This window comes from Bradyrhizobium guangzhouense (assembly GCF_004114955.1).
GTDB classification, from domain to species: domain Bacteria; phylum Pseudomonadota; class Alphaproteobacteria; order Rhizobiales; family Xanthobacteraceae; genus Bradyrhizobium; species Bradyrhizobium guangzhouense.
The window spans coordinates 492555-519348 of record NZ_CP030053.1; the positions used below are offsets into that span (position 1 = coordinate 492555).

25 protein-coding genes and 1 tRNA gene are annotated in these 26794 nt (G+C 62.9%); 6 read left to right on the forward strand and 20 right to left on the reverse strand.

What is annotated here, in order from left to right; genetic code table 11:
* Positions 1 to 109: 109 nt before the first annotated feature.
* The 6 genes from XH91_RS02430 to XH91_RS02455 form a co-directional block, all read right to left on the reverse strand.
* Complete coding sequence (locus tag XH91_RS02430) at positions 110 to 1471, reverse strand: S41 family peptidase (protein ID WP_128949112.1); 1362 nt, start codon at positions 1469 to 1471, stop codon at positions 110 to 112.
* Positions 1468 to 2835 (reverse strand): murein hydrolase activator EnvC family protein, encoded by a 1368-nt coding sequence (locus XH91_RS02435; protein ID WP_128949113.1) that lies wholly within the window; start codon positions 2833 to 2835, stop codon positions 1468 to 1470. Before XH91_RS02435 ends, XH91_RS02430 begins: the two co-directional genes overlap by 4 nt.
* Before the next feature lie 32 nt (positions 2836 to 2867).
* Positions 2868 to 3350 carry a 23S rRNA (pseudouridine(1915)-N(3))-methyltransferase RlmH gene (gene rlmH, locus XH91_RS02440; RefSeq protein WP_128949114.1) on the reverse strand — a complete coding sequence of 161 codons (483 nt, stop codon included), beginning with the start codon at positions 3348 to 3350 and terminating at the stop codon, positions 2868 to 2870.
* Positions 3351 to 3462: 112 nt separating this feature from the next.
* The gene (gene rsfS, locus XH91_RS02445; protein WP_128949115.1) at positions 3463 to 3819 is read right to left on the reverse strand and encodes a ribosome silencing factor; all 357 of its coding nucleotides are present in this window, start codon (positions 3817 to 3819) and stop codon (positions 3463 to 3465) included.
* 213 nt (positions 3820 to 4032) lie between these two features.
* Entirely contained in the window at positions 4033 to 4677 is a 645-nt protein-coding gene (locus XH91_RS02450; protein ID WP_164934279.1) for a nicotinate-nucleotide adenylyltransferase, read from the reverse strand.
* Between the two features lie 23 nt (positions 4678 to 4700).
* The gene (locus tag XH91_RS02455; RefSeq protein ID WP_128949116.1) at positions 4701 to 5996 is read right to left on the reverse strand and encodes a glutamate-5-semialdehyde dehydrogenase; all 1296 of its coding nucleotides are present in this window, start codon (positions 5994 to 5996) and stop codon (positions 4701 to 4703) included.
* Positions 5997 to 6175: 179 nt separating this feature from the next.
* Between XH91_RS02455 and XH91_RS39855 the strand changes: the two genes are divergently transcribed.
* On the forward strand, positions 6176 to 6307 hold the full coding sequence (locus XH91_RS39855; RefSeq protein WP_283813049.1) for a hypothetical protein: 132 nt from the start codon (positions 6176 to 6178) through the stop codon (positions 6305 to 6307).
* Between the two features lie 50 nt (positions 6308 to 6357).
* On the opposite strand, the gene proB is transcribed toward XH91_RS39855, so the two are convergent.
* On the reverse strand, positions 6358 to 7479 hold the full coding sequence (gene proB / locus XH91_RS02465) for a glutamate 5-kinase (protein WP_128949117.1): 1122 nt from the start codon (positions 7477 to 7479) through the stop codon (positions 6358 to 6360).
* A gap of 198 nt (positions 7480 to 7677) precedes the next feature.
* Here proB and XH91_RS02470 point away from each other — a divergent pair, with 198 nt between their 5' ends.
* The gene (locus XH91_RS02470; protein WP_164934278.1) at positions 7678 to 8643 is read left to right on the forward strand and encodes a Bug family tripartite tricarboxylate transporter substrate binding protein; all 966 of its coding nucleotides are present in this window, start codon (positions 7678 to 7680) and stop codon (positions 8641 to 8643) included.
* A gap of 147 nt (positions 8644 to 8790) precedes the next feature.
* Here XH91_RS02470 and XH91_RS02475 read toward each other — a convergent pair whose 3' ends face one another.
* The 3 genes from XH91_RS02475 to XH91_RS02485 form a co-directional block, all read right to left on the reverse strand.
* Positions 8791 to 10425 (reverse strand): alkaline phosphatase family protein, encoded by a 1635-nt coding sequence (locus tag XH91_RS02475; RefSeq protein WP_128949119.1) that lies wholly within the window; start codon positions 10423 to 10425, stop codon positions 8791 to 8793.
* Between the two features lie 239 nt (positions 10426 to 10664).
* Positions 10665 to 11705, reverse strand: coding sequence for a GTPase ObgE (gene obgE, locus XH91_RS02480; RefSeq protein ID WP_128949120.1), 1041 nt, complete (start codon positions 11703 to 11705; stop codon positions 10665 to 10667).
* Between the two features lie 86 nt (positions 11706 to 11791).
* Positions 11792 to 12274, reverse strand: coding sequence for a MaoC family dehydratase (locus XH91_RS02485; RefSeq protein WP_164934277.1), 483 nt, complete (start codon positions 12272 to 12274; stop codon positions 11792 to 11794).
* 287 nt (positions 12275 to 12561) lie between these two features.
* Here XH91_RS02485 and XH91_RS02490 point away from each other — a divergent pair, with 287 nt between their 5' ends.
* Entirely contained in the window at positions 12562 to 13476 is a 915-nt protein-coding gene (locus XH91_RS02490) for a DMT family transporter (protein ID WP_128949122.1), read from the forward strand.
* Between the two features lie 174 nt (positions 13477 to 13650).
* On the opposite strand, the gene XH91_RS02495 is transcribed toward XH91_RS02490, so the two are convergent.
* The 3 genes from XH91_RS02495 to rplU form a co-directional block, all read right to left on the reverse strand.
* Positions 13651 to 14244: a GNAT family N-acetyltransferase gene (locus XH91_RS02495; protein WP_164934276.1), complete on the reverse strand. Its 594-nt coding sequence runs from the start codon at positions 14242 to 14244 to the stop codon at positions 13651 to 13653.
* Positions 14245 to 14400: 156 nt separating this feature from the next.
* The gene (gene rpmA, locus XH91_RS02500) at positions 14401 to 14670 is read right to left on the reverse strand and encodes a 50S ribosomal protein L27 (protein WP_092234086.1); all 270 of its coding nucleotides are present in this window, start codon (positions 14668 to 14670) and stop codon (positions 14401 to 14403) included.
* Between the two features lie 103 nt (positions 14671 to 14773).
* On the reverse strand, positions 14774 to 15160 hold the full coding sequence (gene rplU, locus XH91_RS02505; RefSeq protein ID WP_128949123.1) for a 50S ribosomal protein L21: 387 nt from the start codon (positions 15158 to 15160) through the stop codon (positions 14774 to 14776).
* Positions 15161 to 15491: 331 nt separating this feature from the next.
* Between rplU and XH91_RS02510 the strand changes: the two genes are divergently transcribed.
* The 3 genes from XH91_RS02510 to XH91_RS02525 all read left to right on the forward strand — a co-directional run bounded on the left by XH91_RS02510 (position 15492) and on the right by XH91_RS02525 (position 19333).
* Positions 15492 to 16604, forward strand: coding sequence for an ROK family protein (locus XH91_RS02510; RefSeq protein WP_128949124.1), 1113 nt, complete (start codon positions 15492 to 15494; stop codon positions 16602 to 16604).
* A 644-nt stretch (positions 16605 to 17248) separates the two neighbouring features.
* A tRNA-Ser gene (locus XH91_RS02520) sits at positions 17249 to 17338 on the forward strand.
* Positions 17339 to 17617: 279 nt separating this feature from the next.
* The gene (locus XH91_RS02525; protein ID WP_128949126.1) at positions 17618 to 19333 is read left to right on the forward strand and encodes a site-specific integrase; all 1716 of its coding nucleotides are present in this window, start codon (positions 17618 to 17620) and stop codon (positions 19331 to 19333) included.
* Positions 19334 to 19745: 412 nt separating this feature from the next.
* On the opposite strand, the gene XH91_RS02530 is transcribed toward XH91_RS02525, so the two are convergent.
* The 7 genes from XH91_RS02530 to XH91_RS02560 all read right to left on the reverse strand — a co-directional run bounded on the left by XH91_RS02530 (position 19746) and on the right by XH91_RS02560 (position 26781).
* Positions 19746 to 20795, reverse strand: coding sequence for a coiled-coil domain-containing protein (locus XH91_RS02530; protein ID WP_128949127.1), 1050 nt, complete (start codon positions 20793 to 20795; stop codon positions 19746 to 19748).
* A 54-nt stretch (positions 20796 to 20849) separates the two neighbouring features.
* Positions 20850 to 21371, reverse strand: a complete 522-nt coding sequence (locus tag XH91_RS02535) for an ATP-binding protein (protein ID WP_128949128.1) — start codon at positions 21369 to 21371, stop codon at positions 20850 to 20852.
* A 119-nt stretch (positions 21372 to 21490) separates the two neighbouring features.
* Positions 21491 to 22582: a dsDNA nuclease domain-containing protein gene (locus XH91_RS02540; RefSeq protein WP_128949129.1), complete on the reverse strand. Its 1092-nt coding sequence runs from the start codon at positions 22580 to 22582 to the stop codon at positions 21491 to 21493.
* A gap of 294 nt (positions 22583 to 22876) precedes the next feature.
* Positions 22877 to 24151 (reverse strand): DUF2130 domain-containing protein, encoded by a 1275-nt coding sequence (locus XH91_RS02545; RefSeq protein WP_128949130.1) that lies wholly within the window; start codon positions 24149 to 24151, stop codon positions 22877 to 22879.
* 151 nt (positions 24152 to 24302) lie between these two features.
* Positions 24303 to 25871 (reverse strand): AAA family ATPase, encoded by a 1569-nt coding sequence (locus tag XH91_RS02550; RefSeq protein ID WP_128949131.1) that lies wholly within the window; start codon positions 25869 to 25871, stop codon positions 24303 to 24305.
* The gene (locus XH91_RS02555) at positions 25868 to 26134 is read right to left on the reverse strand and encodes a hypothetical protein (protein ID WP_128949132.1); all 267 of its coding nucleotides are present in this window, start codon (positions 26132 to 26134) and stop codon (positions 25868 to 25870) included. Before XH91_RS02555 ends, XH91_RS02550 begins: the two co-directional genes overlap by 4 nt.
* On the reverse strand, positions 26134 to 26781 hold the full coding sequence (locus XH91_RS02560) for a hypothetical protein (RefSeq protein ID WP_128949133.1): 648 nt from the start codon (positions 26779 to 26781) through the stop codon (positions 26134 to 26136). The genes XH91_RS02555 and XH91_RS02560 overlap by 1 nt, the downstream gene beginning before the upstream one ends.
* Positions 26782 to 26794: the final 13 nt, after the last annotated feature.

The following is a 26794-nucleotide window of genomic DNA, read 5'->3' on the forward strand; positions in this document are numbered from 1 at the left end:
GGCGGCAGGCCGGGATAGGCCGGGGAGATCAGGAGTTCCCAGGCAAAAGGGCGGCAGCAAAAAAGGGCGGCTCTGGGAGCCGCCCTTTTCGTCAGATCGGATGTCGCGCCTAATTGGCCGCCTTGGGCTTGTCCGCGGGCGCGGCCTTGTTGTCGCCGCCCGGTGCGGGCGCTGCGGAGGCGCTGTTCTTGATGCCGTGGAGCAGGTCGTCGGCCATCTTGAGCGCCTTGTCGTCCTTGGCGTCCGGCGGGACATAGGACTGCGAACCGGTCTTCTCGTCGCCGTCGTTCTTGAGGTGGCCGCGCAAGGAAGCTTCGCCCTTGGTGTCGGTGCGCGACTTCAGCTCTTCCGGCACGTCCTGCAGCACTTCGATGTCGGGCACGATGCCCTTGGCCTGGATCGACTTGCCCGACGGCGTGTAGTAACGCGCCGTGGTCAGGCGCAGCGCGCCGTTGCCGCTCCCGAGCGGGATGATGGTCTGCACCGAGCCCTTGCCGAACGAACGCGTGCCGACGATGGTCGCGCGCTTGTGGTCCTGCAGCGCGCCGGCGACGATTTCCGAGGCCGAGGCCGAACCGCCGTTGACGAGCACGATGACGGGCTTGCCCTTGGTGAGGTCGCCCGCATGCGCGGTGCGGCGCTGGGTCTCCTCGGCATTGCGGCCGCGGGTCGACACGATCTCGCCCTTCTCGAGGAACGAGTCGGACACGGTGACGGCCTCCTCGAGCAGTCCGCCCGGATTGTTGCGGAGGTCGATGATGTAGCCTTTGAGCTTGTCGCCGATCTGGGTCTGGAGGTTGGCGACCTCCTTCTTCAGGCCCTCTGTGGTCTGCTCGTTGAAGGTGGTGATGCGGATATAGGCGATGTCGTCGGCCTCGACGCGCGCGCGCACCGAACGGACGCGGATGTTGTCGCGCACCAGCGTGACGTCGATCGGATTGTCCTGACCCTTGCGGATGATCTTGAGCTTGATCTTGGTGTTGACGGGGCCGCGCATCTTCTCGACCGCCTGGTTCAGGGTCAGGCCCTGCACCGCTTCATCGTCGAGATTGGTGATGATGTCGTTGGCCATGACGCCGGCGCGCGAGGCGGGCGTGTCGTCGATCGGCGAGACCACCTTGATCAGGCCGTCTTCCATCGTGACCTCGATGCCGAGACCGCCGAACTCGCCGCGGGTCTGCACCTGCATGTCGCGGAAGCTCTTGGCATCCATGTAGCTCGAATGCGGATCGAGACCTGACAGCATGCCGCTGATCGCGGATTCGATCAGCTTGGTGTCGTCGGGCTTCTCGACATAGTCGGAGCGCACGCGCTCGAAGACATCGCCGAACAGATTGAGCTGGCGATAGGTGTCCGCGGTCGCGGCTCGCGCGCTGGATCCCATGAACACCGCGCGCGGCTGGGTCACGAACAGCGTCAGCGCCGCACCGGTGGCCGCGCTGAGGAGGATAACTGAAGTCTTGCGCATCATCCGCGAACCTTCTCGCCTTCATTTGCGGCCCACCATGGGCCTGGATCGATTGGAGTGCCGTCTTTGCGGAACTCGACATACAGCACAGGTTGACTCGCGTTGGTCGCGAGAATGGAGGCGACTTGAGATGTCGACCCCATGGTCGCGACCGGCTCCCCCGTGAGCACAAACTGTCCGATGTTTACCGAAATGCGCTCCATCCCGGCGATCAAGACATGATACCCGCCCCCGGCATTGAGGATCAAGAGTTGTCCATAGCTGCGGAACGGGCCGGCGTAGACGACCCAGCCGTCGCACGGCGTCGTGACCTGGGAGCCGGGCTTGGTGGCCAGCGAAATGCCCTTCTGGACCCCGCCGACCCCGTCGGAACCGCCAAAGTCCCTGATCTTGTTACCGTTAACCGGCAACGGCAGGAGCCCCTTGGCCGAGGCGAACAGGATGGCCGGGCTGGTCCGGGAGCGGTCCTTGAAGACCGCCGGGCCGGGTTTGGCGCCGGCGGCCGCGTTCGCCGCTGCTGCCTTGGCCTCCTTGGCCTCGGCCTGCCGGGCGGCTTCGGCGGCCTTCTCCGCTGCCTTGGCGGCGCTTTGCAGGTCCTGCTCCATCTTGGCGATCAGCCCCTGGAGATCGCCGACCTGCTTTGACAGCGCGATGGCGCGCGTATTCTCGGCGTCGAGGTCCTTTTCGCGCGACGCCTGCTGGCGCTGCCGCTCGTCGACCAGTGCGGTGAGCCGGGTCTGGTCGCTGCGGCTCTTGTCGCGGTCGGAGGCGAGCTGGTCGCGCTCGGCGGCGATGGTCTTGCGCAACGCCACGAGCTCGCCGAGCTCGCCGGCGATCTTTTCCGCGCGGCTGCGCAATTCCGGCACGACGGCGCCGAGCAGCATCGCCGTGCGCAGCGATTGCAACGCATCTTCGGGCCGCACCAGCAGTGCCGGCGGCGTGCGCCGTCCGGCGCGCTGCAGGGCCGCCAGCACCTCGACGATGTCGGCGCGGCGCGAATCAAGCGAAGCGCGCGCCTGCTGCTCGCGGCCGTTCAGCGTCTTCAATCGCGCCTCGGCCTCGTCGATCTTGGTCTCGACGGTGCGGACATTGGCGGCGGTGTCGATCAATTGCTGATTGAGCTGGGTCCTGTCCTGGCCGAGCGAGGCGATCTCGGCCTTCAGCTTGGCCTGCGCCTCCGCCGCGCTCTTCTGGCTGGCGCGCGCCGCTTCCAGCTCCTGCTCGCGCTGCTTGATCGCGTCGGGCGAGATGGCAGCGGTCTGAGGCGCCGGTGCTGTTTGAGCTTGTGCGAAGCTTACGCAAGCTTGCGCGACGCTTGCGCCGGCGACGCTCGCGATCATCAGCAGGTTGAGGGCAGGCGCTCGCATCGCTTTAGGCAAGGTGCTCGTTGTGGCGCGAATCACGCGCGATGATAGGGGTGGCCGGCCAGAATGGTGGCGGCCCGATACAGCTGTTCCAGAAGCATGACGCGGACCATTTGATGCGGCCAGGTCGCAGAGCCGAACGCGATCGCGAGTTTGGCCTTACGGCGCAATTCGGGCGAAAGTCCGTCCGCCCCTCCGATCACGAAGAGTGTATGACCGGCGCCCTCGTCGCGCCAGCGTCCGAGATTCCGTGCGAATACGGTGGAATCGAGGTTTTGCCCGCGTTCGTCCATCGCCACCAGAATCGACTTTTCCGGAATATGCGCCGAGATCGCCGCGGCCTCCTCGGCCATGCGCGTTGCGGTGTCGCGCGCGCGGCTCTCGGGGATTTCGTGGATGGTCAGCTCGCGAAATCCGAGCTTGCGGCCAGCCTCTTCGAACCGCGCGAAATAGCGGTCGGCAAGCTCCCGTTCGGGGCCCTGCTTCAGCCGGCCCACCGCAATGACTGCAACACGCATGAGGTTTCAGAGTCGTGATTTCATGACCGCGCGCATTCTGCGCGCGCACCACGCTAGCATGCGCGTCAGCCGATTCGAAATCGGCCAGGCAGGCAGGCCGACCAGGTCGAGCCTAGATCGCCTTCGCCGCCCCTGGGCCCTGCGTGTACAATCTCTCGAGATTGTAGAACTCGCGGACCTCGGGTCTGAACACGTGCACGACCACATCGCCGGAATCGATCAGCACCCAGTCGCAATTGGGCAAGCCCTCGACATGGATGTTCTTGATGCCGGTTTCCTTGAGGCTCTTCGTCACGTTCTCCGCGATCGCGCCAACGTGCCGGTTCACACGGCCCGTGGTGACGATCATGTAGTCGGAGTATGCCGATTTGCCGCGAAGGTCGATGGTGACCGTCTCTTCCGCCTTCATGTCCTCGAGGCGGGAGAGGATCAGGCTCAGCGTCTTGTCGGCGTCGGGTTGCGCCTTCAAGGCCGCAGCTTGGGTCGATGTTTTACGCGTCGGTTTCGTAGCCTTGGGTAAAACAGACTTCGTCGAAGCTGACTTGGACAATACAGACGTGGCCAGGGACCATTCCTTTCACTGTATCGCGAAGACCGAATCCGGCCTTCGCTGGTTACACTACATCATGTGGGGTTAAGGGTTTCAATATGCCAGAGAGCCCGTAAATCCCCACACTCCGTCTCACTTCGTACCTTTCCAGCTCCCGTCCGGGTTCCTTAAGCCCGTCGAGGAGAGGTTGAGTTTCAAGCCGGTCAGGAACACCCAGGCCGGCGCCGGCCGATCCGCGAGCAATCCTGCCTCATTCTCCGGCACGCGATAGCGCGCGAGCGCCTGGGCGGCCGGGGAGGCAAGGGCGCGAAAACTCTGCGGCGGACGGTCGATCACTGCCATCGGGACCTGGGCGGCGATGCGCCGCCAGTCCTGCCAACGATGGAATTGAGCGAGATTATCGGCGCCCATAATCCAGACAAAGCGCAAGCCCGAGAAGCGGCGGCGCAAGGTGTTGATCGTGTCGATAGTATAGCGGGTACGAATGACGGATTCGAGACAGCTCACCTCGATCCTGGGATCGTCAGCGACGTCGCGCGCGGCCTGCATCCGCTCGCCGAGCTCATGCAGATTGCCGTTCTCCTTGAGCGGATTGCCTGGCGTCACCAGCCACCAGACGCGATCGAGTTGCAATCGCATCAAGGCGAAGCGGCTGATCGCGCGATGGGCCTGATGCGGCGGATTGAATGAGCCGCCGAGCAGGCCGATGCGCATGCCCTCGCTATGGGGCGGGACCGCTTGCGCCACGAAGCGCGGCACGACGAAATTGCTACTCAATGCCCCGCGCCTCGCGACGTTTCTTACGGCCGCGTCTGTCCCGTGCCGTGAACGCGATATTTGAAGCTCGTCAATTGCTCGGCACCGACAGGACCACGCGCGTGGAAGCGGCCGGTGGCGATGCCGATCTCGGCGCCGAAGCCGAACTCGCCGCCGTCGGCGAACTGTGTCGAGGCGTTGTGCAGCACGATCGCGGAATCGACTTCGCTGAGGAATTTCTTCGCGGTGGCATCGTTCTCGCTCACGATCGCATCGGTATGGTGCGAGCCGTGGTCCTGGATATGCGCGATCGCGCCGTCGACGCCGTCCACCACCTTCGCCGCGATGATCGCGTCGAGATATTCGGTGTCCCAATCGTCTTCGCTGGCGGGCTTGACGCGTGCGTCGGTCTTCTGCACGGCGTCGTCACCGCGCACTTCGCAGCCGGCCTCGAGCAGCATCTCGACCAGCGGCTTCAGAGCCTTGCCGGCCGCGGCGCGATCGACCAGCAGCGTCTCGGCGGCACCGCAGACGCCGGTGCGTCGCATCTTGGCGTTGAGCACGATTTCCTTCGCCATGGCGAGGTCGGCGCTGGCATCGACATAGACGTGGTTGACGCCTTCGAGATGCGCGAACACCGGCACGCGCGCTTCCTGCTCGACGCGCGCGACCAGGCTCTTGCCGCCACGCGGCACGATGACGTCGATCGAACCGTTCAATCCCGACAGCATCATGCCGACAGCCGCACGGTCGCGTGTCGGCACCAGCGTGATCGCGGCTTCGGGCAGTCCGGCTTCGCGCAGGCCCTGCACCAGACATTCATGGATCGCGCGGCAGGAGCGGAAACTATCGGAGCCGCCGCGCAGGATCACGGCATTGCCGGACTTCAAACAGAGGACGCCGGCGTCCGCGGACACGTTCGGCCGGCTCTCGAAGATCACGCCGACGACGCCGAGCGGCACGCGCACGCGCTCGATGGTCATGCCGTTCGGCCGCTGCCAGCTTTCGGTGACCATGCCGACGGGATCGGCGATTCCGCGCACGATGGCGATGCCTTCGGCCATGCCTTCGACCCGCGCCGGCGTCAGCGTCAGACGATCGATGAAGGCAGAGGTCGCATTGCCGGAGGCACGGGCTTCCGCAACGTCCTCGGCATTGGCGGCGAGGATTGCCGCGGCATTGGCGCGGATTGCCCGTTCCATGGCTTCCAGCGCCCGGTTCTTCTGCTCCGGCGGCGCCAGCGCCAGCACGCGCGCGGCGGCGCGGGCACGGGTGGCGAGATCGGACATCAGCGCCTGAAGATCGGCATTGCCGTCAACGGCTTTGAGGGGGGTGGCCATAGGAGTTCAACCTTATGCTAAGGCGGTGTCCTAGCACGGAAATCCCGGTTTTGCGAAGGGCGGGCAGGGTATGGCAGGGCTTCGGGAGTCGCCGCCGGGTCGGCCAACGGCCGAGTGGGGCGGGAGTTGCGGGACGCCAAAATATCTCGGAATATCAATGCCCAATGATGGAGCCTGCGATGCCGACCGTCGAAGAGCGACGAAAGGCCAAGCTTGAGGTGCTAAGGGCGGAAATCCAGAAGGGTTTTGACAGCGGGCCGATGGAGGAGATCGGCGATGTCCATGAATGGTTCGAAGGTATCAAGGCTTGAGGACGCGAACGGTTAGCTGCGCAGAGGCCCAACAAACAGGTTTGACCCGGCTACCCGCCCACCACCAGATCATCGCGGTGGATCATCTCCGAACGGCCGCTGATGCCGAGGATGGCCATCACGTCCGGGGAGGAGCGTCCCTTGATCTTCTCGGCGACCTCGGTGTCGTAGGCGATCAGGCCGCGGCCGACCTCGCTGGTGTCGGGGCCGCGGACGATCACCGCATCGCCGCGGGCGAACTGGCCCTCGATCTTGATGACGCCGGCGGGCAGCAGGCTGGCGCCGGCGCGCAGTGCCGTCACGGCGCCCGCATCGATCGTCAGCGTCCCCTTCGGCTCGAGCGTGCCCGCGATCCAGCGCTTGCGCGAGGTGATGGGATTGGCGGGGGTCAGGAACCAGGTGCAGCGGCCGCCATTGGCGATTGCCTGGAGCGGATGCTCGATCTTGCCGGAGGCGATCAGCATGTGCGTGCCGCCCGTCGTGGCGATCTTGGCCGCCTCGACCTTGGTGCGCATGCCGCCGCGCGACAGCTCCGACTCGGCATCCCCAGCGACGGCCTCGATCTCCGAGGAGATGCTGTCGACCACCGGGATCAGCTTTGCGTTCGGATTGTTCTTCGGCGGAGCGTCGTAGAGGCCGTCGATGTCTGACAGCAGCACCAGGAGATCGGCGCTCGCCATGGTGGCAACGCGCGCGGCGAGGCGGTCATTATCGCCGTAGCGGATCTCGGCGGTCGCGACCGTGTCGTTCTCGTTGATGACGGGGATCGCACGCCACTCCAGCAGCTTGCCGATGGTGGAGCGGGCATTGAGGTAGCGGCGGCGCTCCTCGGTATCCTGGAGTGTCACCAGAATCTGGCCCGCGCCGATGTCGTGCGCCCCGAGCACTTCCGACCAGATCCGCGCCAGCGCGATCTGGCCGACGGCGGCGGCGGCCTGGCTCTCCTCCAGCTTCAGCGGTCCGCGCGGCAATTTGAGGCGGCTGCGGCCGAGCGCGATCGAGCCCGAGGACACCACGAGGACATCGCGGCCCTCTTTGTGCAGCTTGGCCATGTCGTCGGCGAGCGCAGCCAGCCACGACGCCCGCACCTCGCCCCTGTCGGAATCGACCAGCAGCGCGGAGCCGACCTTGACGACGATGCGGCGGAATTGACTGAGTTCGGGGCTGGCCATGTGCGTATATTTTGGTGCGTGCGACGAATTGCTTTGGGAGGTGGCGGCGCGACAGACGGCGCCGATGAGGTCTGCTTTTGCAGCAGGACGATGGCCGGCGCAAGGCGGCGGGCCCGGTAAACGGCGAAGGTCGGTCTTGTCTTGAGCGCTGGCCCGGTTCTAATGCCGCTAACCAATAACGGGCTGGAGGGGAAACGAATGGACCGCCGTAAGTTCATGGCTGGATGTCTCGGTCTGCCGCTATTGGCGCAGGCCGGCGAGGTGCAAGCGCAGGCTGGCCTCACCAAAATCATCTTCCCGTTCGCGGCGGGCGCCGGCGGCGATACGCTGTGCCGGCTGATCGCCCAGGAAATCGCCCCGATGCTGCAGCGGACCGTCGTGGTCGAAAACCGCACCGGCGGCGACGGCCTGATCGGCATCAAAGCGGTGAAGGGCGCAAGCCCCGACGGCGGCATGGTTCTGGTGACGACCGGGCCGACCATGTACCTGCTGCCGATGGTGGAGACGACGCCGAGCTTCGACACGGCGAAGGACTTCATGCCCGTGTCGTTGCTGGCGCGGTTCGAGTTCGCGCTCGTGGTTGGCCCAGCCATGGATGTCGCCGATTTCAAGGGCTTCGTCGCCTGGCTGAAAGCGCATCCCGACAAGACCTCGTTCGGCGTGCCGAGCAACGGCACCATTCCGCATTTCATGGGCTCCAAGCTGGAGAAGGATCTCGGCATTCCCCTGACGCGCGTGCCTTATCGCGGCAGCGCGCCGATCCTCAACGACATCATCGGCGGCCACATCTCCTTCGGTATCACCACGCTGGCGGATGCGCTGCCGCAGCACCGCGCCAAGAGTTTGACGATCATCGCGGTCTCGAGTGCGGAACGCTCGCCGTTCGCGCCGGAGGTGCCGACGCTGAAGGAGAGCGGCATCGATCTCGTGGCGGACGCCTGGTACGGCATGTGGCTTCCCGCCGGCAGCCCGCCGGAATTCGCCGGCAAGCTCGGCGCCGCCGCGAGTGCGGTGCTCGCCAAGCCCGAGGTGAAGGAGAGGCTGACGGCGATCGGGCTGATCCCGGTCGGCAGCAGCGCGGATGGGCTGACCAAGGAGCTCGCCGCGAACACCGCCTTCTGGCAGCCGATCGTGAAGGCGACGGGATACAAGATAGAAAACTAGTCTCTCCTCCCGTCATTGCGAGGAGCTCTTGCGACGACGCAATCCAGAGTCTCTCCGTGGAGAGCTTCTGGATGGCTTCGCTGCGCTCGCAATGACGGCGCGGATGGACGTTCGATTGTATCGATGATGCAGACTCGTGTGAGCAACTCACATCTTCGCGCGCTGCGCGATCCCGTCCTTGATTGCCGCAAGCTCGGCTTCGTCCCAAATGCCGATCAAGATCCCGCCCTTCACCTGGAGCTGGTTGTCGGCATAGTTGGCGATCTTCTCGCGCGGCGTGGTGATGTGGTCGTTCGGATGCAGCGCCCAGTCGAACAGCTCGGCCTGGAGCCTTGCGATGATGCCAGCGCATTCAGGGTCATCGCCGCGATCGACGTATTCGTCGGGATCGGTCTCGAGGTCGTACAGCATCGGGCGGAAGCCGGAGGCGTGGATGTATTTCCAGCGGCCGTCGAACACCATGAACAGGCGGCAGCGCTCGATCGGCTGGTTCAGTTTCAGCCTGACATCCTGCATCGCGTAGTCATATTCGGAGAACGCCACCTTGCGCCAGTCGCTCGGTGTCGGTCCGCGCAGCAGCGGTAGCAGTGAGCGTCCCTCGAGGATGTGGCCCGGCACCTTGCCGCCGAAATAATCGACGAAGGTCGGCGCGAGATCGATGCCTTCGACCAGCGCATCGCTGCGCGTGCCGCGCGTCGCGTCCGCTTCGTTCGACGGATCGATGATAATAAGCGGGATCTTGGCCGACTGTTCGTGGAACAGGTCCTTCTCGCCCATCCAGTGATCGCCGAGATAGTCGCCGTGATCGGAGGTGAACACGATCATGGTGGTGTCCGTGAGGCCGCGTTCCTCCAGAAACTTCATCAGCACGCCCATCTGGTCGTCGATCTGGGTGATCAGGCCCATATAGGTCGGGATCACCTTCTCGCGGGCCTCGTCGCGCGCCATGTTGCGGGAGTAGCGCATGTCCATATAGGCGCCGAACACCGGATGCGGGTTTTGCCGTTCGCGCATCGAGCGGATCACCGGGATCATGTCCTCGGTCGAATACATGCTGGCGTAAGGCTCGGGCGCGATGTAGGGCCAGTGCGGCTTGATGTAGGACAAATGCAGGCACCACGGCCGGCCATCGGTCTCGGCCTCGCTGATGAAATCCATCGCGCGGCGCGTCATGTAGGGCGTCTCGGAATGCTCGTCCGGCACGCGCGCGGCCTTGTCGGCGTGCACCAGCAGCCAGCCGTTCTGCAAGCTGCCGTCGTCCGCGGCGCCTGAATTGGCCCAATGCTCCCAGGGATTCGTCGCTTCATAACCTTGGCTGCGCAGATACTCATCGTATTTCGGGCGCGGCCGGCCGGTCGGATGCAATCCGTCGTCGCGCTCGTACGGCTCGAAACCGCATTCGGCGACGTGCACGCCGATGACGGATTCCGGCGGTATGCCGAGCGCCTTCATGCCTTCGAGGTCGGGCGCCATGTGGGTCTTGCCGACCAGCACGTTGCGTACGCCGATCTTCTTGAGATGATCGCCCAGCGTGGGCTCGCCGACGCGCAAGGGCCAGCCGTTCCAGTGCGAGCCGTGCGAGCGCATGTAGCGGCCGGTGTAGAACGACATCCGCGACGGGCCGCAGATCGGCGATTGCACATAGGCCTTGGTGAAAAGCACGCCGCGCCTGGCCATGGCGTCGATGTTCGGCGTCTTCAGCCGGGGATGGCCGGTGCAGCCGAGATAATCATAGCGAAGTTGGTCGCACATGATCCAGAGAACGTTCTTCGCGCGCGCCATGCGTCATCCCTGAAGTTTCTTGGTTAAGCGATGCTGCGCTATCGAGGGCGCGATGGCAACTGTCAGTGATGCGCGCAGCCGCCACTGCACAATCGATGTCGTCCCGGCGAAGGCCGGGACCCATACTCCTCAGAAGAAGTTATGGTGCAAGACGACAATGACCAATCTTCGCCAAATCGCGTTCGGTGGTTATGGGTCCCGGCCCCCGTGCGCAATTGCGCACTAGGCCGGGACGACATTCAGGCCGACCACGGCTCCGCTTCGGCCGCGCTCTTGGCCTTGGCGGAAACAGGGCTTTCGCCGATCACCTCGACCAGCGCGCGGAGCGCTTCCTTGACGCCCTGGCCCGTCGCGCCTGACAGCAGCAGCGGCGTCTTCTTGGCGGCGCGCTTCAGGCGGTCCTTCTGCTTCTTCAACTCGTCCGGCTCGACCGCGTCGATCTTGTTGAGCGCGACGATCTCGATCTTGTCGGTGAGCAGGCCGCCATAGGCATCGAGCTCCTTGCGGACCGTCTTGTAGGCCTTGCCGGCATGCTCGCAGGTCGCGTCGACCAGATGTAGCAGCACGCGGCAGCGCTCGACATGGCCGAGGAAGCGGTCGCCGAGGCCGGTGCCTTCATGCGCGCCTTCGATCAGGCCGGGAATGTCGGCGAGCACGAATTCGCGGCCGTCGACGTTCACGACGCCGAGCTGCGGATGCAGCGTGGTGAAGGGATAGTCCGCAATCTTCGGCTTGGCGGCGCTGACCTTGGAGAGGAAGGTCGACTTGCCGGCATTGGGCATGCCGACGAGGCCGGCGTCCGCGATCAGCTTCAGCCGCAGCCAGATCCAGCGCTCCTCGCCGACCTGGCCGGGATTGGCGTTGCGCGGCGCGCGGTTGGTCGAGGTCTTGAAATGCGCGTTGCCGAAGCCGCCATTGCCGCCCTCGGCCAGCACGAACTTCTCGCCGACATCGGTGAAGTCGTGGATCAAGGTCTCGCGATCTTCGTCGAAGATCTGCGTGCCCAGGGGCACCTTCAGCACGATGTTCTTGCCGTTGGCGCCGTGGCGGTCCGAGCCGGAGCCGTTCTCGCCCTTCTGGGCCTTGAAGTGCTGCTGGTAGCGGTAGTCGATCAGCGTGTTGAGGCCGTCCGCGACCTCGATGATGACGTTGCCGCCGCGGCCGCCATTGCCGCCGGAGGGACCGCCGAACTCGATGAACTTCTCGCGGCGGAACGCCACGCAGCCGTTCCCGCCGTCACCGGAGCGGATATAGACCTTTGCTTCGTCGAGGAATTTCATGGGCCATAGGTAGGCCAGCCGGGCTGGCGCGGCAACCCGGATAGACCCGCAAATCGGCCGAAATTTCAGCGATTTTCGGTCCTTGCTTAACCAGCCGGCCGGCGCCGGATCAGGAATTTCTGTGTGCCTTCCAGCACCAGCTCCTTGCGCTGGTTGAACACCGTGCTCGTCAGCGTCACGACGCCGGTGGTGCGGCCCGGCACCAGCTCGGTGACCTCGAGCGCCGGATAGATCGTGTCGTCGGCGTAGACCGGTTTGAGGAACCGGCTCGACTGCTCCAGGAAACCGACCAGCGACTCCTCGACCATGAACGGAAACAGGCCGGCGCCCGGCGCGGTGTGGATCAGCGTCTGGAAGCCGTGCGCCAGCAGATGCGGCATGCCGCGGGCGCGGCAATATTCGACATCATAATGCACCGGATGGGTGTCGCCGCTCGCGGTCTGGAACGCCGCGAACACCGCCGTAGTCTGGGTGCGGCTCGGCAGCACGAAGCGTTCGCCGACCACGAAATCCTCAAACCAGCGTTGCGCGGATATCATGCGGTGCCGGGCCGGGTCGAAGTCGGTCATGTCTGGCTCTTTCTCTTGGCTCTTTCTCTGGCTCTTTCTTGCGAGACGCCTATCGCTACCGCGCCGCGAGGAGTGCGACAATCCGTTCAATTCGGCTTGCGCGGGCTTGTCCTGCGCGTCCACGCCATTAAAACGGCCGCAAGCAACTTGATCGTCGCTTTCCGCCGCTCTCTCCGCCGTCATTGCGAGGAGCTCTTGCGACGAAGCAATCCAGACTGCCGCTGCGGAGGCAGTCTGGATTGCTTCGCTGCGCTCGCAATGACGAGCCCCAAACTCAGCTCGTGGTAATGCCCCTCTTCAAGAACCTCTCCGCCTATGACGACCGCTCGGCGCGCCTCGCCGGCATCGGCCTCATGGTGCTGTCGATCTTCATGTTCTCGTTCGGCGACGCCACGGGCAAATTCCTGGTCGGGACCTATTCGGTGGGGCAGCTCCTGTTCCTGCGCGCCTGCGCCGCGCTGCTGCTGCTGTCGCCGATGATCTGGCGGCAGCGTCATCTGTTCCTGCATCTGGAGCGGCCGCTTCTTCAGCTCATCCGCGTGGTGCTGTCGACGCTGGAGGTCGCCGCCTTCTTCCTGGCGACCGTGCATCTGCCGCTCGCCGACGTCATCACCTATTATCTCGCCGGTCCGATCTTCGTCACGGCGATGTCGGCGATCTTTCTCGGCGAGAAGGTCGGCTGGCGGCGCTGGACCGCGATCCTGATCGGCTTCTGCGGCGTGCTGATCGCGCTGCGCCCCTCGGCGCAGATGGTGAGCCTGCCGGCGCTGATCGCGCTCGGCGGCAGCCTCTCCTTCGCAACCCTGATGCTGATCACCCGCAGCCTGCGCAAGACGCCCGACATCGTGATGGCGTCCTCGCAATTCATCGGCACGTTCTCGCTCGGCGCGGTGCTGTCGGCCTTCCACTGGGTGCCGCCGACGCCAGGCAGCCTGGTGTTCTTCGCGCTGGCCGGATGCATCTCGGTGACGGCGCTGTTCTGCGTCAACCGCTCGCTCAAGCTCGCGCCGGCGAGCGTGGTGGTGCCCTACCAATATTCGATGATCGTCTGGGCCGTGATCTTCGGCTTCGTCGTGTTCGGCGACGTGCCGCAGCTCGCCACCCTCATCGGCGCGGTGATCATCATCGGCGCCGGGTTCTACATTTACTTGCGCGAGCGCGATCTGGGGCGGGCGAGCGAAGAGGTGACACCGCCGGTGTAGCTCCGTCGTCGTCCCGGGGCGCGCAACGCGCGAGCCCGGGACCCATACCCACAGGCGGTCATTTTGCGAAGACTCGGAGTGGGCATTTTGCCCCACACTCCGTCCTGGGATTATGGATCCCGGGCTCGCGACTTCGTCGCGCCCCGGGATGACGGTTGTGTATGCCGCCGCGCCCTACCTCACCCGCCGCGCACTGCTCCAGCTCTTCAGCGACGACCACACCCCGCGGGACAAGCGGAAGCAGTCGACCGGCGTCGAGGAGCCCAGCGCCAGGAAGCGATGCAACTGCACGCCGCTCCATTGGAAGCCGCACTTCTCCAGCACGTTGCGCGAGGCCGGATTGGTGACGCGCGCGCCCGCATAGAGATGATCGTCCTCGAACTCCTCGAAGAAGAAATCGATCGCGCCGCGCGCGGCCTCGGTGGCAAAGCCCCGGCCCCAATGCTCGACGCCGAGCCAATAGCCGAGCTCGGCATTGTCGGGCGTGGTGCAGTCGATGCCGACCATGCCGATTGGGCCAGAGTCGTGCTCGATCAGGAACACGGTCTCGGCTCCGACCGCTGACGTGGCGCGGATGAAGGCGACGGCGTCGTCCTGCGCATAGGGATGGGGGAGGCGGCGGGTGTTCTCCGCGACACGGCGGTCGTTGGCGAGGCGGGCGATGGCGTTGGCGTCGGCAAGGGTCGGCCGCCGCAAGGTCAGCCGTTCGGTGGCGACGACGCTGGGTCTCGCCTCGGCTAAGGTCGCGCTCGAAAAGTCCTGCAACATGTCCGGCTCCGTCAAAGTCACCAAGTCAAAAAGTGAACACGACAAACGAAAAGGGGAGGCCGGTTTCCCCGCCTCCCCTGGAGCCTTCGATCTCTTGAGATCTCTGGACTCCGCCGGTTCGGTCAAGGACCCGGCGGACTCCAAATGATCCACCGTCTATTCAGCAGCCTCTGCAAGCGGGAGTACCGCTACGAAGGTGCGTCCGTTGGCTTTGGCCTGGAATTCGACACGACCCTCGATCTTGGCGAACAGAGTGTGGTCCGTGCCCATGCCGACGTTGAGGCCGGGATGCCAGGTGGTGCCGCGCTGACGCGCAATGATGTTGCCGGGAATCACGCGCTCCCCGCCGAACACCTTGATGCCAAGGCGCTTACCCTTTGAATCGCGACCGTTGCGCGATGAACCGCCTGCTTTTTTGTGAGCCATGGCTCGTCTCCGAAATCCTGAATATCTCTAGGTCAATTCCTTGACGGAATCATTTCAAAACGTCTCACGCCTCAATTCGTGAATGGGCGTGATCGGTCTTGCGTTACTCGGCAGCTTCCGCTGCGGGCGCCTTGGCAACCTTGTCCTTCTTCGGACGCGGGCCCTTGGTGGGCTTGGCGCCGTCGGCCAGGATCTCGGAGATGCGGAGCACCGTGATCTCGTCGCGATAGCCGCGCTTGCGGCGCGAATTCTTGCGGCGGCGCTTCTTGAACGCGATGACCTTGGGTCCGCGCTTGTGGTCGAGCACCTCGACCGCAACGGAGGCGCCGGCCACCGTCGGAACGCCGAGCACCGGCGTGTCGCCGCCAAGCACCAGAACGTCATTCAACTGCACGATCGAGCCGACTTCGCCTTCGATCTTGCCTACTTCGAGAACATCATCCGGCACGACGCGGTATTGCTTGCCGCCGGTTTTGATGACTGCGAACATCGTTTTTTCTCCGTGTTCAATCCCGGCCTCCAGACATCAGTCAGGGGTCGGCTTTTTGATCAGTCGCTATGGGTTACTTGCGAGCTTTGTGCGGGCGGAGATTATCCCCTTGAAAACCCACGCAAAAACATGCGGCGCGAGAAACGCCCCGCGCCGGTTGTGCGGACTTATAGCCGCGAGCGCCGAAGAGTCAAGGAAAAGCGGGCGAAAAGCGCCCGGATTCGAAGGATTTGGGCCATTTCCGGCCCCGCAGCTGAATCTCGGCCCGCATTGCAACCAACGGGTTCCCGCACCGTTGTCCCCGCAATCTGGCATTCGGGCAAGGGCATCCATGGCAACGGACGAACTGGTCAAGACGACGGGCATCGCCCATCACGGCGCCGAGCGGCTGCCGTCGGTCGACATCGACAGCTTCAACATCGAGATGAAGGACGAGGACGGTTTTCTCGGCGACCGCGCCAGCAAGGGCGCGTTCCGCGAGATCCTTGACCGCTGGCGCAAGCCGCTGCGCAAGACGGGCGAGGACCCGTTCGGCAAGGAGCCGTCGGAGAACATCAGCAAGAAGACGCTGGACGCGATCCTGGTCAGCGACGACGTCGAGGCCTCCGCCGTGGTGCACAGCGCCATCGAGGATTTCGCCCAGGAGCTCGCTTATGTCACGCGGCGTTTCCTCAAGACCAAGGCCTGGGCCAAGACCGAGCGCATCGTGGTCGGCGGCGGCTTTCGCGATTCCCGGCTCGGCGAGCTCGCGATCGCGCGCACCGACATCATCCTCAAGGCCGAAGACTTCAAGATCGATCTGGTGCCGATCCGGCACCATCCTGATGAGGCCGGCCTGATCGGCGCGCTGCATCTGGCGCCGTCGTGGATTTTCGAGGCCTATGACAGCATCCTCGCGGTCGATATCGGCGGCACCAACATCCGCTGCGGCCTGGTGGAAACAGGCTGGAAGAAGGCCAAGGACCTCTCCAAGGCCAAGGTGGTGAAGTCGGAGCTGTGGCGGCACGCCGACGACGAGCCGACGCGCGAAGGCGCGGTGAAGCGGCTCACCAAGATGCTGAAGGGGCTGATCGGCGAGGCCGAGAAAGACGGCTTCAAGCTCGCGCCCTTCATCGGCATCGCCTGTCCCGGCGTCATCAACGCGGACGGCTCCATCGAGAAAGGCGCGCAGAACCTGCCGGGCAATTGGGAGAGCAGCAAGTTCAACCTGCCGGCGAGCCTGATCGAGGGCATCCCTGCCATCGGCGAGCACGACACCGCGATCCTGATGCACAATGACGGCGTGGTTCAGGGCCTCTCCGAGGTGCCGTTCATGCAGGACGTCGATCGCTGGGGCGTGCTCACCATCGGCACCGGCCTCGGCAACGCCCGCTTCACCAACCGGCACAACGGCAAGGACCGGGATTCCCAGGAGAACGGCAAGAAAAAGAGCAAGGGCGACTGAAGCGACGGAAGGTCGAATCGCCGGCTGCGGCGGCCCTTCACCTCTCCCGCAGGGAGAGGTCGAATTGCTCCCGGCGATGCGAAGCATCGTCCGGCGCAATTCGGGTGAGGGGTTTCGGTCCCCCCGGGGGCTCCAGGGTAACCTTGACCGGTTAGGTTAAGGACCGGATTGCGTTGCGGCGCGGCAGCCGCACGCTAGGGTCGAGCCGTCGCGTCAAGCAGGCCTGCGAAGCCGCCCTTCCTGGCCAGCATTTCGATTGAAGCGGCACGGGACCGCCAGTGTTTACCGCGTCTGGCGGTCCCACCCGTTTTTTCAAGCATGATGGGAATGAGACTCGCACCCGGAAAAAGGTGCGTTCCCTCCCCCCTTGTGGGGGAGGGTTAGGGAGAGGGGGTAGCACAGCAAAAGGTGTCGGTTGTCGACGTCGCGGTGCGACGGAGAGAATCCCCGTGTGGCACCCCCCTCCCTGTCCCTCCCCCACAAGGGGGGAGGGAGCGGAGAGAGCGCGGCTGTCGGAACTGGGATTCTGGTGCGGGTGGCAAAACAACCCCCCGATTTTCCCCTTTCGCGCCTTGCCCGGCCCGCCATCCTCGCTTATGAACGCCCCCAACCACAGGGGCCCCTGCCTCTACATGGCGCCTTCAGGAGAGGTGGCAGAGTGGTTGAATGCACCGCACTCGAAATGCGGCATAGGTGCAAGCCTATCGGGGGTTCGAATCCCTCCCTCTCCGCCAGTTTCGAAATCCTATCCGCCACTTTCTGCTCGCAGAAAACCTAGAAAAATCGCGTGTCCGGCTTGCGTGAGTGTGCAAGTGCCGAAGCGTGTATCCCCCGAGGTAGTCCATCAAGTAGTCCACGGTCATGCCGAACCGAAGAGAGGCCGCAGCAGCCGCCGGCGAGGCGCGCCGACCTACGTTGTTCGCCGGCTTTCCACGTATTTCTTCCAGATCCGGCCACCCCGCGATCTTGCGGGTGACGGCATCCCATGCGCTCCTATCCGGGTGAGGCTCGGCGTGCTGCCCAAGAGGGAGGCGCACCGCCGCGCCGCCTGGCTGGGGACCCTGGCCCAGGCCGGGTTTGGGGAGTGGAGGCGGCACGTGGAAGGTTACGCGTACAGCGAATTTCCGCCGAGCGAGGTCGGCTTCCCGAAGGGCGACAGCCCCGAGGAGTTCTTTGCGAACATGATGGCCTTCCTCAACGAGGCCGCCGCGAAACTGGAGAGGCCTGCGCCGTCGCCGGTGTTCTCGCCGGCCTCCATGCGCGACCTCGCCTCTATTCAAGAGGCGGTGGCGATCGAGCAGGAGGTCAAGAAGGGGGACGCAGGCCACCCCACCGTGACCGCACGGGCCGACCTGCTCCGGAAGGACGTTTGGGACCGCTGGCGCGCCGGTGAAGGGTTGCCCCAGGTTCGCGAACCCCTCGCCGAGGCCATTGGCAAGCTGGCGGAGGTTGCCGATCGGCAGCTTGCGCTTCTCCAGCAGGGCGTAACGATCCACCCGCCTTCAGCGATCCACGCGGCCGTTTCAGAAGCGGTTGATCGCCGCGTGGTCCCGCCCGACCCAGCGGCCCCACTTCCCGCCCAGCACGAGGCCGTTGGGCCGTCTCCGCTCTTCAGCCAGATCGAGGACGAATACATCACGATCCGCAAGAACGGTGGTGCGTCCGACGGTACGATCAGCACGGCCCGCTGGCGTACCCATGTCTTCAAGACCCTCGTGGGTGACCGGCCTCTCCATGCGTACATGCCGATCGACCTGCAGAACTACGTCAACGAGCTCCAATACCTGCCGCTGCAATTCTCGCAGAAAGGCGATCAGACCGAAGAGCTGCTCGCCATGGGCATCCCTGCGGCGATCGCCAAGAACAAGAAGGACCGTTGCTACGAGCCGATCGCGCTGAAGACGATGCAGGATGGCTACGTGCAGATCGTGCGCGCCATCATCCACGCTGCAACCGGCCTTCACCGTTTGCGCGACCCTTTCCAGGGCTTCCGCGTGCGATGGCCCGATAATGCCAAGCCTTCGGTCAAGCGTGAGAGCATCGATTATGAGACGCTGAACCGCGTGTTCCGGCTGGGCGTGGACTCGGGCTATCTGGATGACGCCATGCTGGGTCCGCTGTGTCTGCTCTCGACGCGCCGGATCGGCATCCTGCCGTGGATCCGCGGCAGCGATTTCGGGACGAAGCACGGGGTGGACATTATCCGCGTCAACGGGATCGTGTTCGACAAGACGGACGGCATCTATCGGCGCGTTCCCTACAAGACCGACGAAAGCCTTCGCTTCTTCGTTCTCCACAGCGCCTTCCGCAAATGGGGCTTCGTGGACTGGGCGATCGAGCAGGGTGACAATTTCCTCTTTCGCTTGCTGCAGACCTGCAAGGATCCTTCTGATACGGCGTCTGACCGGATCAACAAGCTCCTGAGGCGTGGCGGCGCCGCTGGCATGAATATCGAGGTCGGCCAGTCGCTCCGGCACGGCGGCAAGGACATGCTGATCGAGGAGGATGTCGACACCACGACGACCCGGCTTCAGATGGGTCACCGCGCAAGCGACCCTCATGCCGGCTACGGCACACGCGCCGAGTTGCGCCGCAAGCAGTGCCAGGAGTTGGCGAATTTCGAACTGCCCAAGGAGATCGACTGGTCGATGTTCGAAGGGCTGGATTTCGAACGGATGGCGTCGACGCCGAGGAGAGCGGGTCGGCCCAAACGGGAGGCGACTCCTTAGTTGACGTAGCGTTGCGCCGCTTGTCCGGGCATAGAATTAGCGGTACTTCTCTTGCTCTGCGCAGCCGCGGCCCGATAGCAGTAGGGAGCCGGGGCACTGCCCGGTAGAACAACTTAGTCAACGAGCGTTGTCACCATATTTTTCAGAGGAATCGGCCGACAAGAGGCGCCGCGTGAGTCAAATCGACTCAGGCAGCGTCGGACTGAAGCATCATAATGCGCGGGCGATGCGCGGTGATGGGTGCATTGATCGTGGTGCTGAATGATGCCTCAGAAATTGGAGGGGCCATGGAGGAAAGCTCGCAGCCGACGCCACGAGGTGAACTCTGAGATTTTGCACCCCTGCACAGTTCTCGCCCGGGTCTCTCATCGCGCGGCATCAAGCGGCACAGAACGCTATGGCGGTGCGTCGCCTAGAGAACCAGCTGCGCAAGATAGGGCCGCAAATGTTCGCTAACAGTTGCAAACTGATTGTCGTCAAGTAGCTGGCGTTTCTGGACCCCCACGCCGACGATATCCGCGTCATCGGCTGTGATGCCAACCGCATCTTCTACGCCAAGTATCAGTTGCGCGTTCTCAGGGCGCTTTTTGACAAGGAATGAGATAATCGCGGGCAGATGCTGTCCGTCTTGTCCTTGCTGATTCGGGGCATCGATCACGATCGGACAAAATGTCGACGATCCAAATTCCTTGGCCGTGTGCAAGAAAGCGTAGAAATAGGCGGTGAGACCGCGCGGCCCTTCACTGCCACGAGCTAAATGCGCATTCGCGATTGAACCTGACTTAGAGCTCTCCACCCTCACATCGAGGCTCATCGAAAAGCCTGTGAGGCGACTGAAGAAGAAATCGGTAATCGCGGCAGACCTCTTACGGTCGAGTGATTTCCGCATCGCAAGCTTAAGCTCCTCGATACGGGCGCTAAGTGCTCCCACCTTGCTTTCAATTTCGGTCACGCGCTCTCGCAGCACACGGCTTGCCGCATTGCGGCCCTCCGCAGCCATCACCTCTTCCAGGCTGACATCATTCTTACGGGTTGAGAGAATCGCCCTAACACGGGAAAGCGCAGTCTCGACATCGCCCAGCTCCCTTTGAGCGGCGTCGATTTGCTTCTGAAGCTCGTCCTTTTGTTCTTTAGCTTGGTGGAGGATGCCGATCAGAGCTTCGGTGTCTGCCGCAATGCCGAATCGTTCAGCGATATCGTTTGTGTAGTGTTCTCCGCATGTGGGGCATTCAACGTCAGCAAGGTGCCCAATTGCGCTCTTGAATACCTCATCAAGTTCCGCGAGGGCCGCTTTTGCGATGTCTATCTGTGTCGTCCACAATGCGCGAGTATCAATCAATTCTGATAATTTTGCCCGGTGGGAATTTTGTCGGTCGAGAAGCTCCGAGCACTCGGCCAAGAGACTGTTCGTTTCAGCCTCGAAATCCTTCAGGTTGAAATAAATTCCCGTTTCGGGTTGCACGGAACGAATTTGCTCCAGTGCATCTCGGAACCCTTGAAGCTTTGCTTGCGCTTCTTAAAGTTCGACGGCTAGTCGATCCCTCTCAGCCCTCGCAACGTAATAGGCGTTGGGTTTAAGGCCGGAGTGATACTCGGCGAGACTTGCGGCTGAATTCGGAAGATACATCCCACGAAAAGGCTTCCATGGTTCGGACCAGCTCTTATCTTGATCGATACAAAAAGGGGCGAATGCGTAAGCCGGCGGTGGGATAAGCACCTGCTCGCGCTTGTCGGTCATTAGGAGTCGAAAATCGAGAAGGTCGGCCATAAAAGGCGATAGCTCCCGCGTCACCGAGGTCGTCTGGAGGATCTTCTGCCCGGTAGCGTCGAACACCATGTAGGTGCCCGCGATCTTCATGGCGGTATATGCCTTGCCAGCTACTTCGAAATCGACTGCGGAAATAGCATGCGCCTTACGCCAACTTTCGTCGATCCGATGCGGGTCGGCGCCAAAAGTATCATAGAGGCTCTTTATCAGGGCCGACTTTCCGAAGCCGTTTCCCGCCGCCAGCACTGTTGCGCCCGGACTGAACTCCATCGTGAAGGCTCGTCGCTCTTCTTGCGATAGAAGAAAGACTCTCTTGAACCTCATCGTGCGCACGCCGCTTGCCCCCACCAATATTCAACAGCAATCGTCGCAGTCCCAGCCCGCGCCGTTTATTTTCCATTCATGGCCTCAAACAATTCGACCAATATGGCGGCATCAATTTCGATTGCGTCATAACTAGACAGCTCGGACATCTGTAACTGAGCTTTGACCGTCTCGACGACCGGCAGCAGCTTGTCACATTCCACCAGGGCATTTCCGATTGTCGCGAGAGGTTTGTTTACTATTTCGGCGAGCGTCACCGATCTGGCACTGCGATTTGTACAGCCGCGAAGATGGGTAATTGTCTGCGTCTTCAGCCTAACTCGAAATGCGATCGAGCGGCCAGCATCCTTGAGTTCATCTTCAATGATGGACCAGCTATCGAGAATGCCCCGTCTATTCTCAGCAGCAGAAATAACGTCTGCCAGATTTTTCCGAGACAGCGCCTTCCGAGCATATATATCTTCAATGCTACTGTATTCCGTCGCGTCATTGGTTCGCGCTGTAACTTCCTCAACGAGAGTTCGATATAAAGCGCTAATGGCCAGTCCGTCTGTGTTTTCGAGCATCTCGACCAACTTGCCCTTCACCATCGTGTCATAACCCGTCACGGGCACGTCAGTGCGCTCGTAGTGCAGCACGATGCTCTCGTTAGGTGATCGGGGCGGCGCAAAATCGAGATCGAGTGCCTTGGCAATCACTTCGCTGTCCTTTTGACCAAGGTTCGCATGCGCAATGTTTCGATGGTCGCTGCTAGTTTTGGTGCCGTCCGCCAGCGTGAAGTTGAAAGATGCGTTTGTTAGGAACGTGCAGCGCGTAACGGCCGATCCAAAAATGGTCGTGTGATGATACATTTTGCCAACCGGCGTGCAGGGGCTCTCGCCTTCCTTTTTGGCGAGTTTGGCAGCGGTCCATGGCCCTGACTGATTGCCCTTGATCTGGAAGAATGCGATCTTATCGGGGTCATCGGGGTCATCGGGGCCTGTGATAACCGCGAGGTCATCGAAATGATCGAAGACAGCGCGATAATCGGAGCCCGCTACATGCCAATCTAGAACTTTGGCTAAACAAACGTGCACCTGAAAAGCATACCTTGCGCCTGTCCGGGGGCCAGACTTCTCGCGCGGCTTCGCTGTAACAAGCGCTGTCGCTAGCGTCATACGTTCCCCACCGCCCAAGGTTTCGCTCCCAGATCGATGCTACTTTGTAGCCCAACCCGCGCCAAGGGCTCTTTCTCTTCAGATGGATAGAGGCAACGAGCCTTTAGGATAACTCGGATGCATCCTAAGTTCCGTCAGCACTGTCAGGGAACTTCACTGTGTAACAAGGTCTAGGCGGGAAGAAAATTATACTGTAAAATCAATGGCGAGTGGGCGATCTTTCGCAATCCTTTCCTGGGCACCAGAAGCATTCTGGCGCACCAGTACCAACCCTGTTCCGGCCGTTTCTAACGGCTATTCCGCAGCCTCGCCCCTCGACTCGATCATCAGCACATCCAAGCTCTCGATCTCCTGCATCGCGCGGCCGGCGATGCCCTGGATGTCCCCGTACAAGCCGGCAGTCGATTCCAGCACGCCCCTGAGCTGCTCCTCGCGCTTGGCCCAAAGGCGCGACATGGTGGCGCGCTTGCGATCGAGGTCCTTCTGCATGTCGGTGAACTTCTCGACAATGGCCTCGATGCGGTGACGAAAGCGCGGACCGGTCAGGTAGCTGTACACGATCTCGGTCTTGGTCTGCTGACCTTCCTGTGCCTGGCGGCTTGTGGCGACGTCGATCAGCAGCTGCCGAAGTGCGACAGCGAGGGGAATTGCAAAGCGCGGCCCTGCCACCCAGACGTTTTCGACCAGATCGAAACCCTCGACGTCCTTCGGCAGAACGGTTGAGACGATCAGCGCGAGCTCCGCTTTCGCTGCGCGCTGGTCATCCCGCAATTTGCTGAGCCATGCCGGATTCCAGGCCTTCGTCCGCTTCAATTCCCACAGAATGGTGCCGCAGCGCTGGCCGCTGGCGGAAACCACGCCGTGCACCACGTCGCCGCCGAACTCGCCCTTGGGCACCGGCTCGATCAGGTCGCCGTGAAAGCGGGCCCGGAGCAGGGACTCGAGCTCTGCTTCGAGCGATTCACCCTGAAGCTGCTGCGACCCCTGGCCCGCCTTGCGGCGCAGATCTTCGATTTGACGCTGCATGCCCGCGAGCTGGGCCTCCTTCTCGGCGACCTTCGCCTTGAGCGCGTCTTCAGCCTCGAGCCGCGCTTTGTCGCGCACCGCAACGAGGTTCTCCTGCACTTTCTTCTCAATGGTCAGCTCGACCTCGCGCTTGGCGACGTCGAGTTCACGCTGCTTGCGGAGCATCTCGGCCTGAGCCTGTTGAGCTTCGGCAAGCTTGGCGTCGTTCGCGGCGAGCAGGTGCTGCAGGTCGGCAAGCTGTTGATCCCGACGGCAGAGATCATCAGCCAGCGCCAAGCGGGCTCTCTTAGCCTCGGCCTCGGCGATGACGGTGCGTTCGACTGCCATCCTGGCCGCGATCTGCTCGTCGACGGTCTCACGGGTCTTCGCGAGCTCGGCTTTCGTTTGCTGGAGCTGTGCCTCGCGGCGGCTGAACTCGGATTCCTTGGCCGCAAGCTGCGCCTCAAACTGCTCGCGCGCGGCTACGATCAGGGGCGCCGCGAGGGACTCCGTCAGCTTGATCTCAGTTCCGCACTTCGTGCAGGTGATCTGGGGGTCGCTCACGAGATGGGTCCTTTGATGGTGAGGCGTGAGTGTATCTTTGTTTCCGGCATGATCCGGAGGCGAGGGCGGGGTTATCCCCGGCAATCGCGGCAGCCGCGGAAGCGGCGGTTTTCGGTGGGCAGCGGGGTTCTCGTTGGCTTCACGGCTCATATTAGTTCCTCGTGGCACTCAGATCGCGTTCGCGCAGGATGACCTCGACGATGCGGCGCAGCCGGCGCACGGAGCCGCCCTGCCAAAGTCGGGCAACCGCCGTGTGTTCGGTCTCGTTGAGAGGCCGTATCCAGCGTTCATCGAGCCCGCGCTCCTTGGCGAGGTCGGTCATCACGGCCGGCAACAAGGCGTCCAGGTCCTCGGCGGCTGGCTTGGGGAACTTCACGACCACGAACCGGTCCCGGATCGGGCCCGGCAGCGGATCCAGATTGTTGACGGTCGCGATGAAGGAAAGTCGGGACAAATCGACATTGATCTGCAATGCCGGATCGGGATAGCGCGCGCTCGTTTCGGCCTCGGTGAAGCTCAGTAGGCAATCCCACAAGCGTCCCACCGACAGGTTCGAGCTGGACGGCGCCTTTTCAAGCTCGTCCAGCAGCACCATGGGGTTCGCAGTCTTGCTTCGGACGATCGCGAGAAAGGGGTGACAGGGCTCAGCGGTATGCCAGCGCCGGTCGGTACCCGCAAATGCCGCGTCTGCCCGAGAGCAATCCGTTCGCCAGACGTGCAGACCCAGAGCCTGGCCTATGCAGCGAGCAAATCGAGATTTGCCTCCGCCTGGTTCGCCGACCAGGATAATCGGACGGAGCTGAACGACACGGCGGCCGACAAGATCAGACAGGACCAAGTCGATGACGCGTTCTGCGTAGGGAAACTCGAGCAGCAGTTTGTGGCGCACTTCATGCAACGGCGGCACCGTGACGAGGGGCAGCGGCACGTTGACGACGTTTTTCAGCGGCCCGAGAAGCTCCTTCACTCGGAAGTTCTTCATCTCGTCGGCGCTCAGACGAGCGACGATCACATGATCCGGAGGCAAATTGTCGTCGTCGGATGCGTTTCGAGGCAAAGGCTCCGCGTCTTTCTGTGCGGCATTCGTGGCCGAGCGCAGCGCTTCCTTCTGGGACTCAAAACCCTCTTTCCATGCGGCAGCGATACGATAGTCCACCATGCGGGAGCCGAGGCGAAGCGCATTCGCAGCGGCGGATTCGTGTTCGACGACCATATGCGCGCAAGTTGGCAGAGCCGCCCAACCAAAGACGAACCGCTCGATTTCGCAGCACAGCCGATCATCGCGACTGCGAATATTCTCGAAGGCCAGCAGCAGCGCCTTTGCGACCCGAAAGTAGTGCTTGGAGTGAAGGCCCTCGCGGGGCGCGGGCAAGCACAGCAATCGGACAGAATCTGACAAGCTGCGCAGATTCGGATCGTTATCTTTCACCGCGCGACGATCGAGCTCGGTCGCAAGCGCAAGCCCCGCGTCAACTTCGAGCGGAACGTCCGATCCAACGTTCATCACGAGGTCCGGGCAAAGTTCGTGAATTTCGGCGATGAGGCGTTTTTCGATGTGGCTGGCGTGGTCCCCGATCAGCTTTGCGTACCGCAAAACACGGGGCAACCCTTTCAGCTGATCTTCGGAATCGGCCGAATCTGCGGCCGCGCCCGTCAGCACGTCATCGCTTTCGACCGTCGGCAAGTCGAAATCATCATTCTTGTCGCCGGTGCTGCTCATCCGACTTCGACCACCATGGTATTTGCGGGCCGAGATCCGAGGCCCACTTCGTCTTTGAAGCCACTGCGGTCGCAATCGTATTTGCCGAGCATCATCGGGATCGGGACGTGCAGCGGGATGGTGCGGCGCTGGCGCTCGAAGGCGCGGATCGCGGCGTCCTTGGCATGGTCAGCCGCGATCACAACCCCGAGGTTGGGCGCGATTATGATGGGCTTGATCGGGTGTACACCGGCCTGGAGATCGGACAAGATCTGGATCTTCATTAGGCCGGATCCACTTCAATTGCCGACGTATCGTCTTCCATGTGCGGGACGGGCAAGCGCTCCGTCTTCGTACCCTTAATGGGGCCACACGACAGTCGCCGATCATTCTCCGCGAGCCAGGACGCCGAGAGTTCGACCGCAAAAGGATGATCGAGGCGGGTGTGCCGAATGCCGTAAGACAGGACCAGGGCTGCCGCGATATCGCCGCTCAACGCGCTGACCATCAACGAGCTCATGACGATGTCGACTTCGAGCGTCGCCTCCGCAATCGGCACCAAGTCGAAGGCCTCGGCGATCGCGGCCGCCGGATTGCCGATCAAGGGCATCATGTGGCCGTTACCGGGGCGCATGAGGCTGATCTGGCCGAGGGTGGCGTGCAGCACGAGATTGTCCGCCTCGCGAAGCATTTCGCGGGGCAACGTTCGCCACCAAGCGAGCGCAGAGGCGTCTTTCCGGTAAAACGGCCATGCCGTCGACGACGGCTTGGCGCCGACCGGCGAGACGTTACCCGTCCCGTCGGCGGCGATGGCTGCCGCTCGCCCCGAATGGGACTGGGCGAACTCGTTGGCCACGTGCGACCGGACGCTGCTCGAATTGGTGATCGCAACGGGATCGCGGTGCCGGAGCAAATGCTCCGACACCGGCAAGGACGTGAAGTTC

Excerpts from the sequence above, each read along its gene's own strand:
- rlmH (WP_128949114.1), bottom strand. The coding sequence starts at position 3,350 with ATGCGTGTTGCAGTCATTGCGGTGGGCCGGCTGAAGCAGGGCCCCGAA.
- XH91_RS02495 (WP_164934276.1), bottom strand. The coding sequence starts at position 14,244 with ATGTTGCAGGACTTTTCGAGCGCGACCTTAGCCGAGGCGAGACCCAGC.
- XH91_RS02430 (WP_128949112.1), bottom strand. The coding sequence starts at position 1,471 with ATGATGCGCAAGACTTCAGTTATCCTCCTCAGCGCGGCCACCGGTGCG.
- XH91_RS02475 (WP_128949119.1), bottom strand. The coding sequence starts at position 10,425 with ATGGCGCGCGCGAAGAACGTTCTCTGGATCATGTGCGACCAACTTCGC.
- obgE (WP_128949120.1), bottom strand. The coding sequence starts at position 11,705 with ATGAAATTCCTCGACGAAGCAAAGGTCTATATCCGCTCCGGTGACGGC.
- proB (WP_128949117.1), bottom strand. The coding sequence starts at position 7,479 with ATGGCCAGCCCCGAACTCAGTCAATTCCGCCGCATCGTCGTCAAGGTC.
- XH91_RS02490 (WP_128949122.1), top strand. The coding sequence starts at position 12,562 with ATGCCCCTCTTCAAGAACCTCTCCGCCTATGACGACCGCTCGGCGCGC.
- XH91_RS02510 (WP_128949124.1), top strand. The coding sequence starts at position 15,492 with ATGGCAACGGACGAACTGGTCAAGACGACGGGCATCGCCCATCACGGC.
- XH91_RS02540 (WP_128949129.1), bottom strand. The coding sequence starts at position 22,582 with ATGACGCTAGCGACAGCGCTTGTTACAGCGAAGCCGCGCGAGAAGTCT.
- XH91_RS02485 (WP_164934277.1), bottom strand. The coding sequence starts at position 12,274 with ATGACCGACTTCGACCCGGCCCGGCACCGCATGATATCCGCGCAACGC.
- XH91_RS02550 (WP_128949131.1), bottom strand. The coding sequence starts at position 25,871 with ATGAGCAGCACCGGCGACAAGAATGATGATTTCGACTTGCCGACGGTC.
- rplU (WP_128949123.1), bottom strand. The coding sequence starts at position 15,160 with ATGTTCGCAGTCATCAAAACCGGCGGCAAGCAATACCGCGTCGTGCCG.
- XH91_RS02555 (WP_128949132.1), bottom strand. The coding sequence starts at position 26,134 with ATGAAGATCCAGATCTTGTCCGATCTCCAGGCCGGTGTACACCCGATC.
- XH91_RS02455 (WP_128949116.1), bottom strand. The coding sequence starts at position 5,996 with ATGGCCACCCCCCTCAAAGCCGTTGACGGCAATGCCGATCTTCAGGCG.
- XH91_RS02535 (WP_128949128.1), bottom strand. The coding sequence starts at position 21,371 with ATGGAGTTCAGTCCGGGCGCAACAGTGCTGGCGGCGGGAAACGGCTTC.
- rpmA (WP_092234086.1), bottom strand. The coding sequence starts at position 14,670 with ATGGCTCACAAAAAAGCAGGCGGTTCATCGCGCAACGGTCGCGATTCA.
- XH91_RS02470 (WP_164934278.1), top strand. The coding sequence starts at position 7,678 with ATGGACCGCCGTAAGTTCATGGCTGGATGTCTCGGTCTGCCGCTATTG.
- XH91_RS02435 (WP_128949113.1), bottom strand. The coding sequence starts at position 2,835 with ATGCGAGCGCCTGCCCTCAACCTGCTGATGATCGCGAGCGTCGCCGGC.
- XH91_RS39855 (WP_283813049.1), top strand. The coding sequence starts at position 6,176 with ATGCCGACCGTCGAAGAGCGACGAAAGGCCAAGCTTGAGGTGCTAAGG.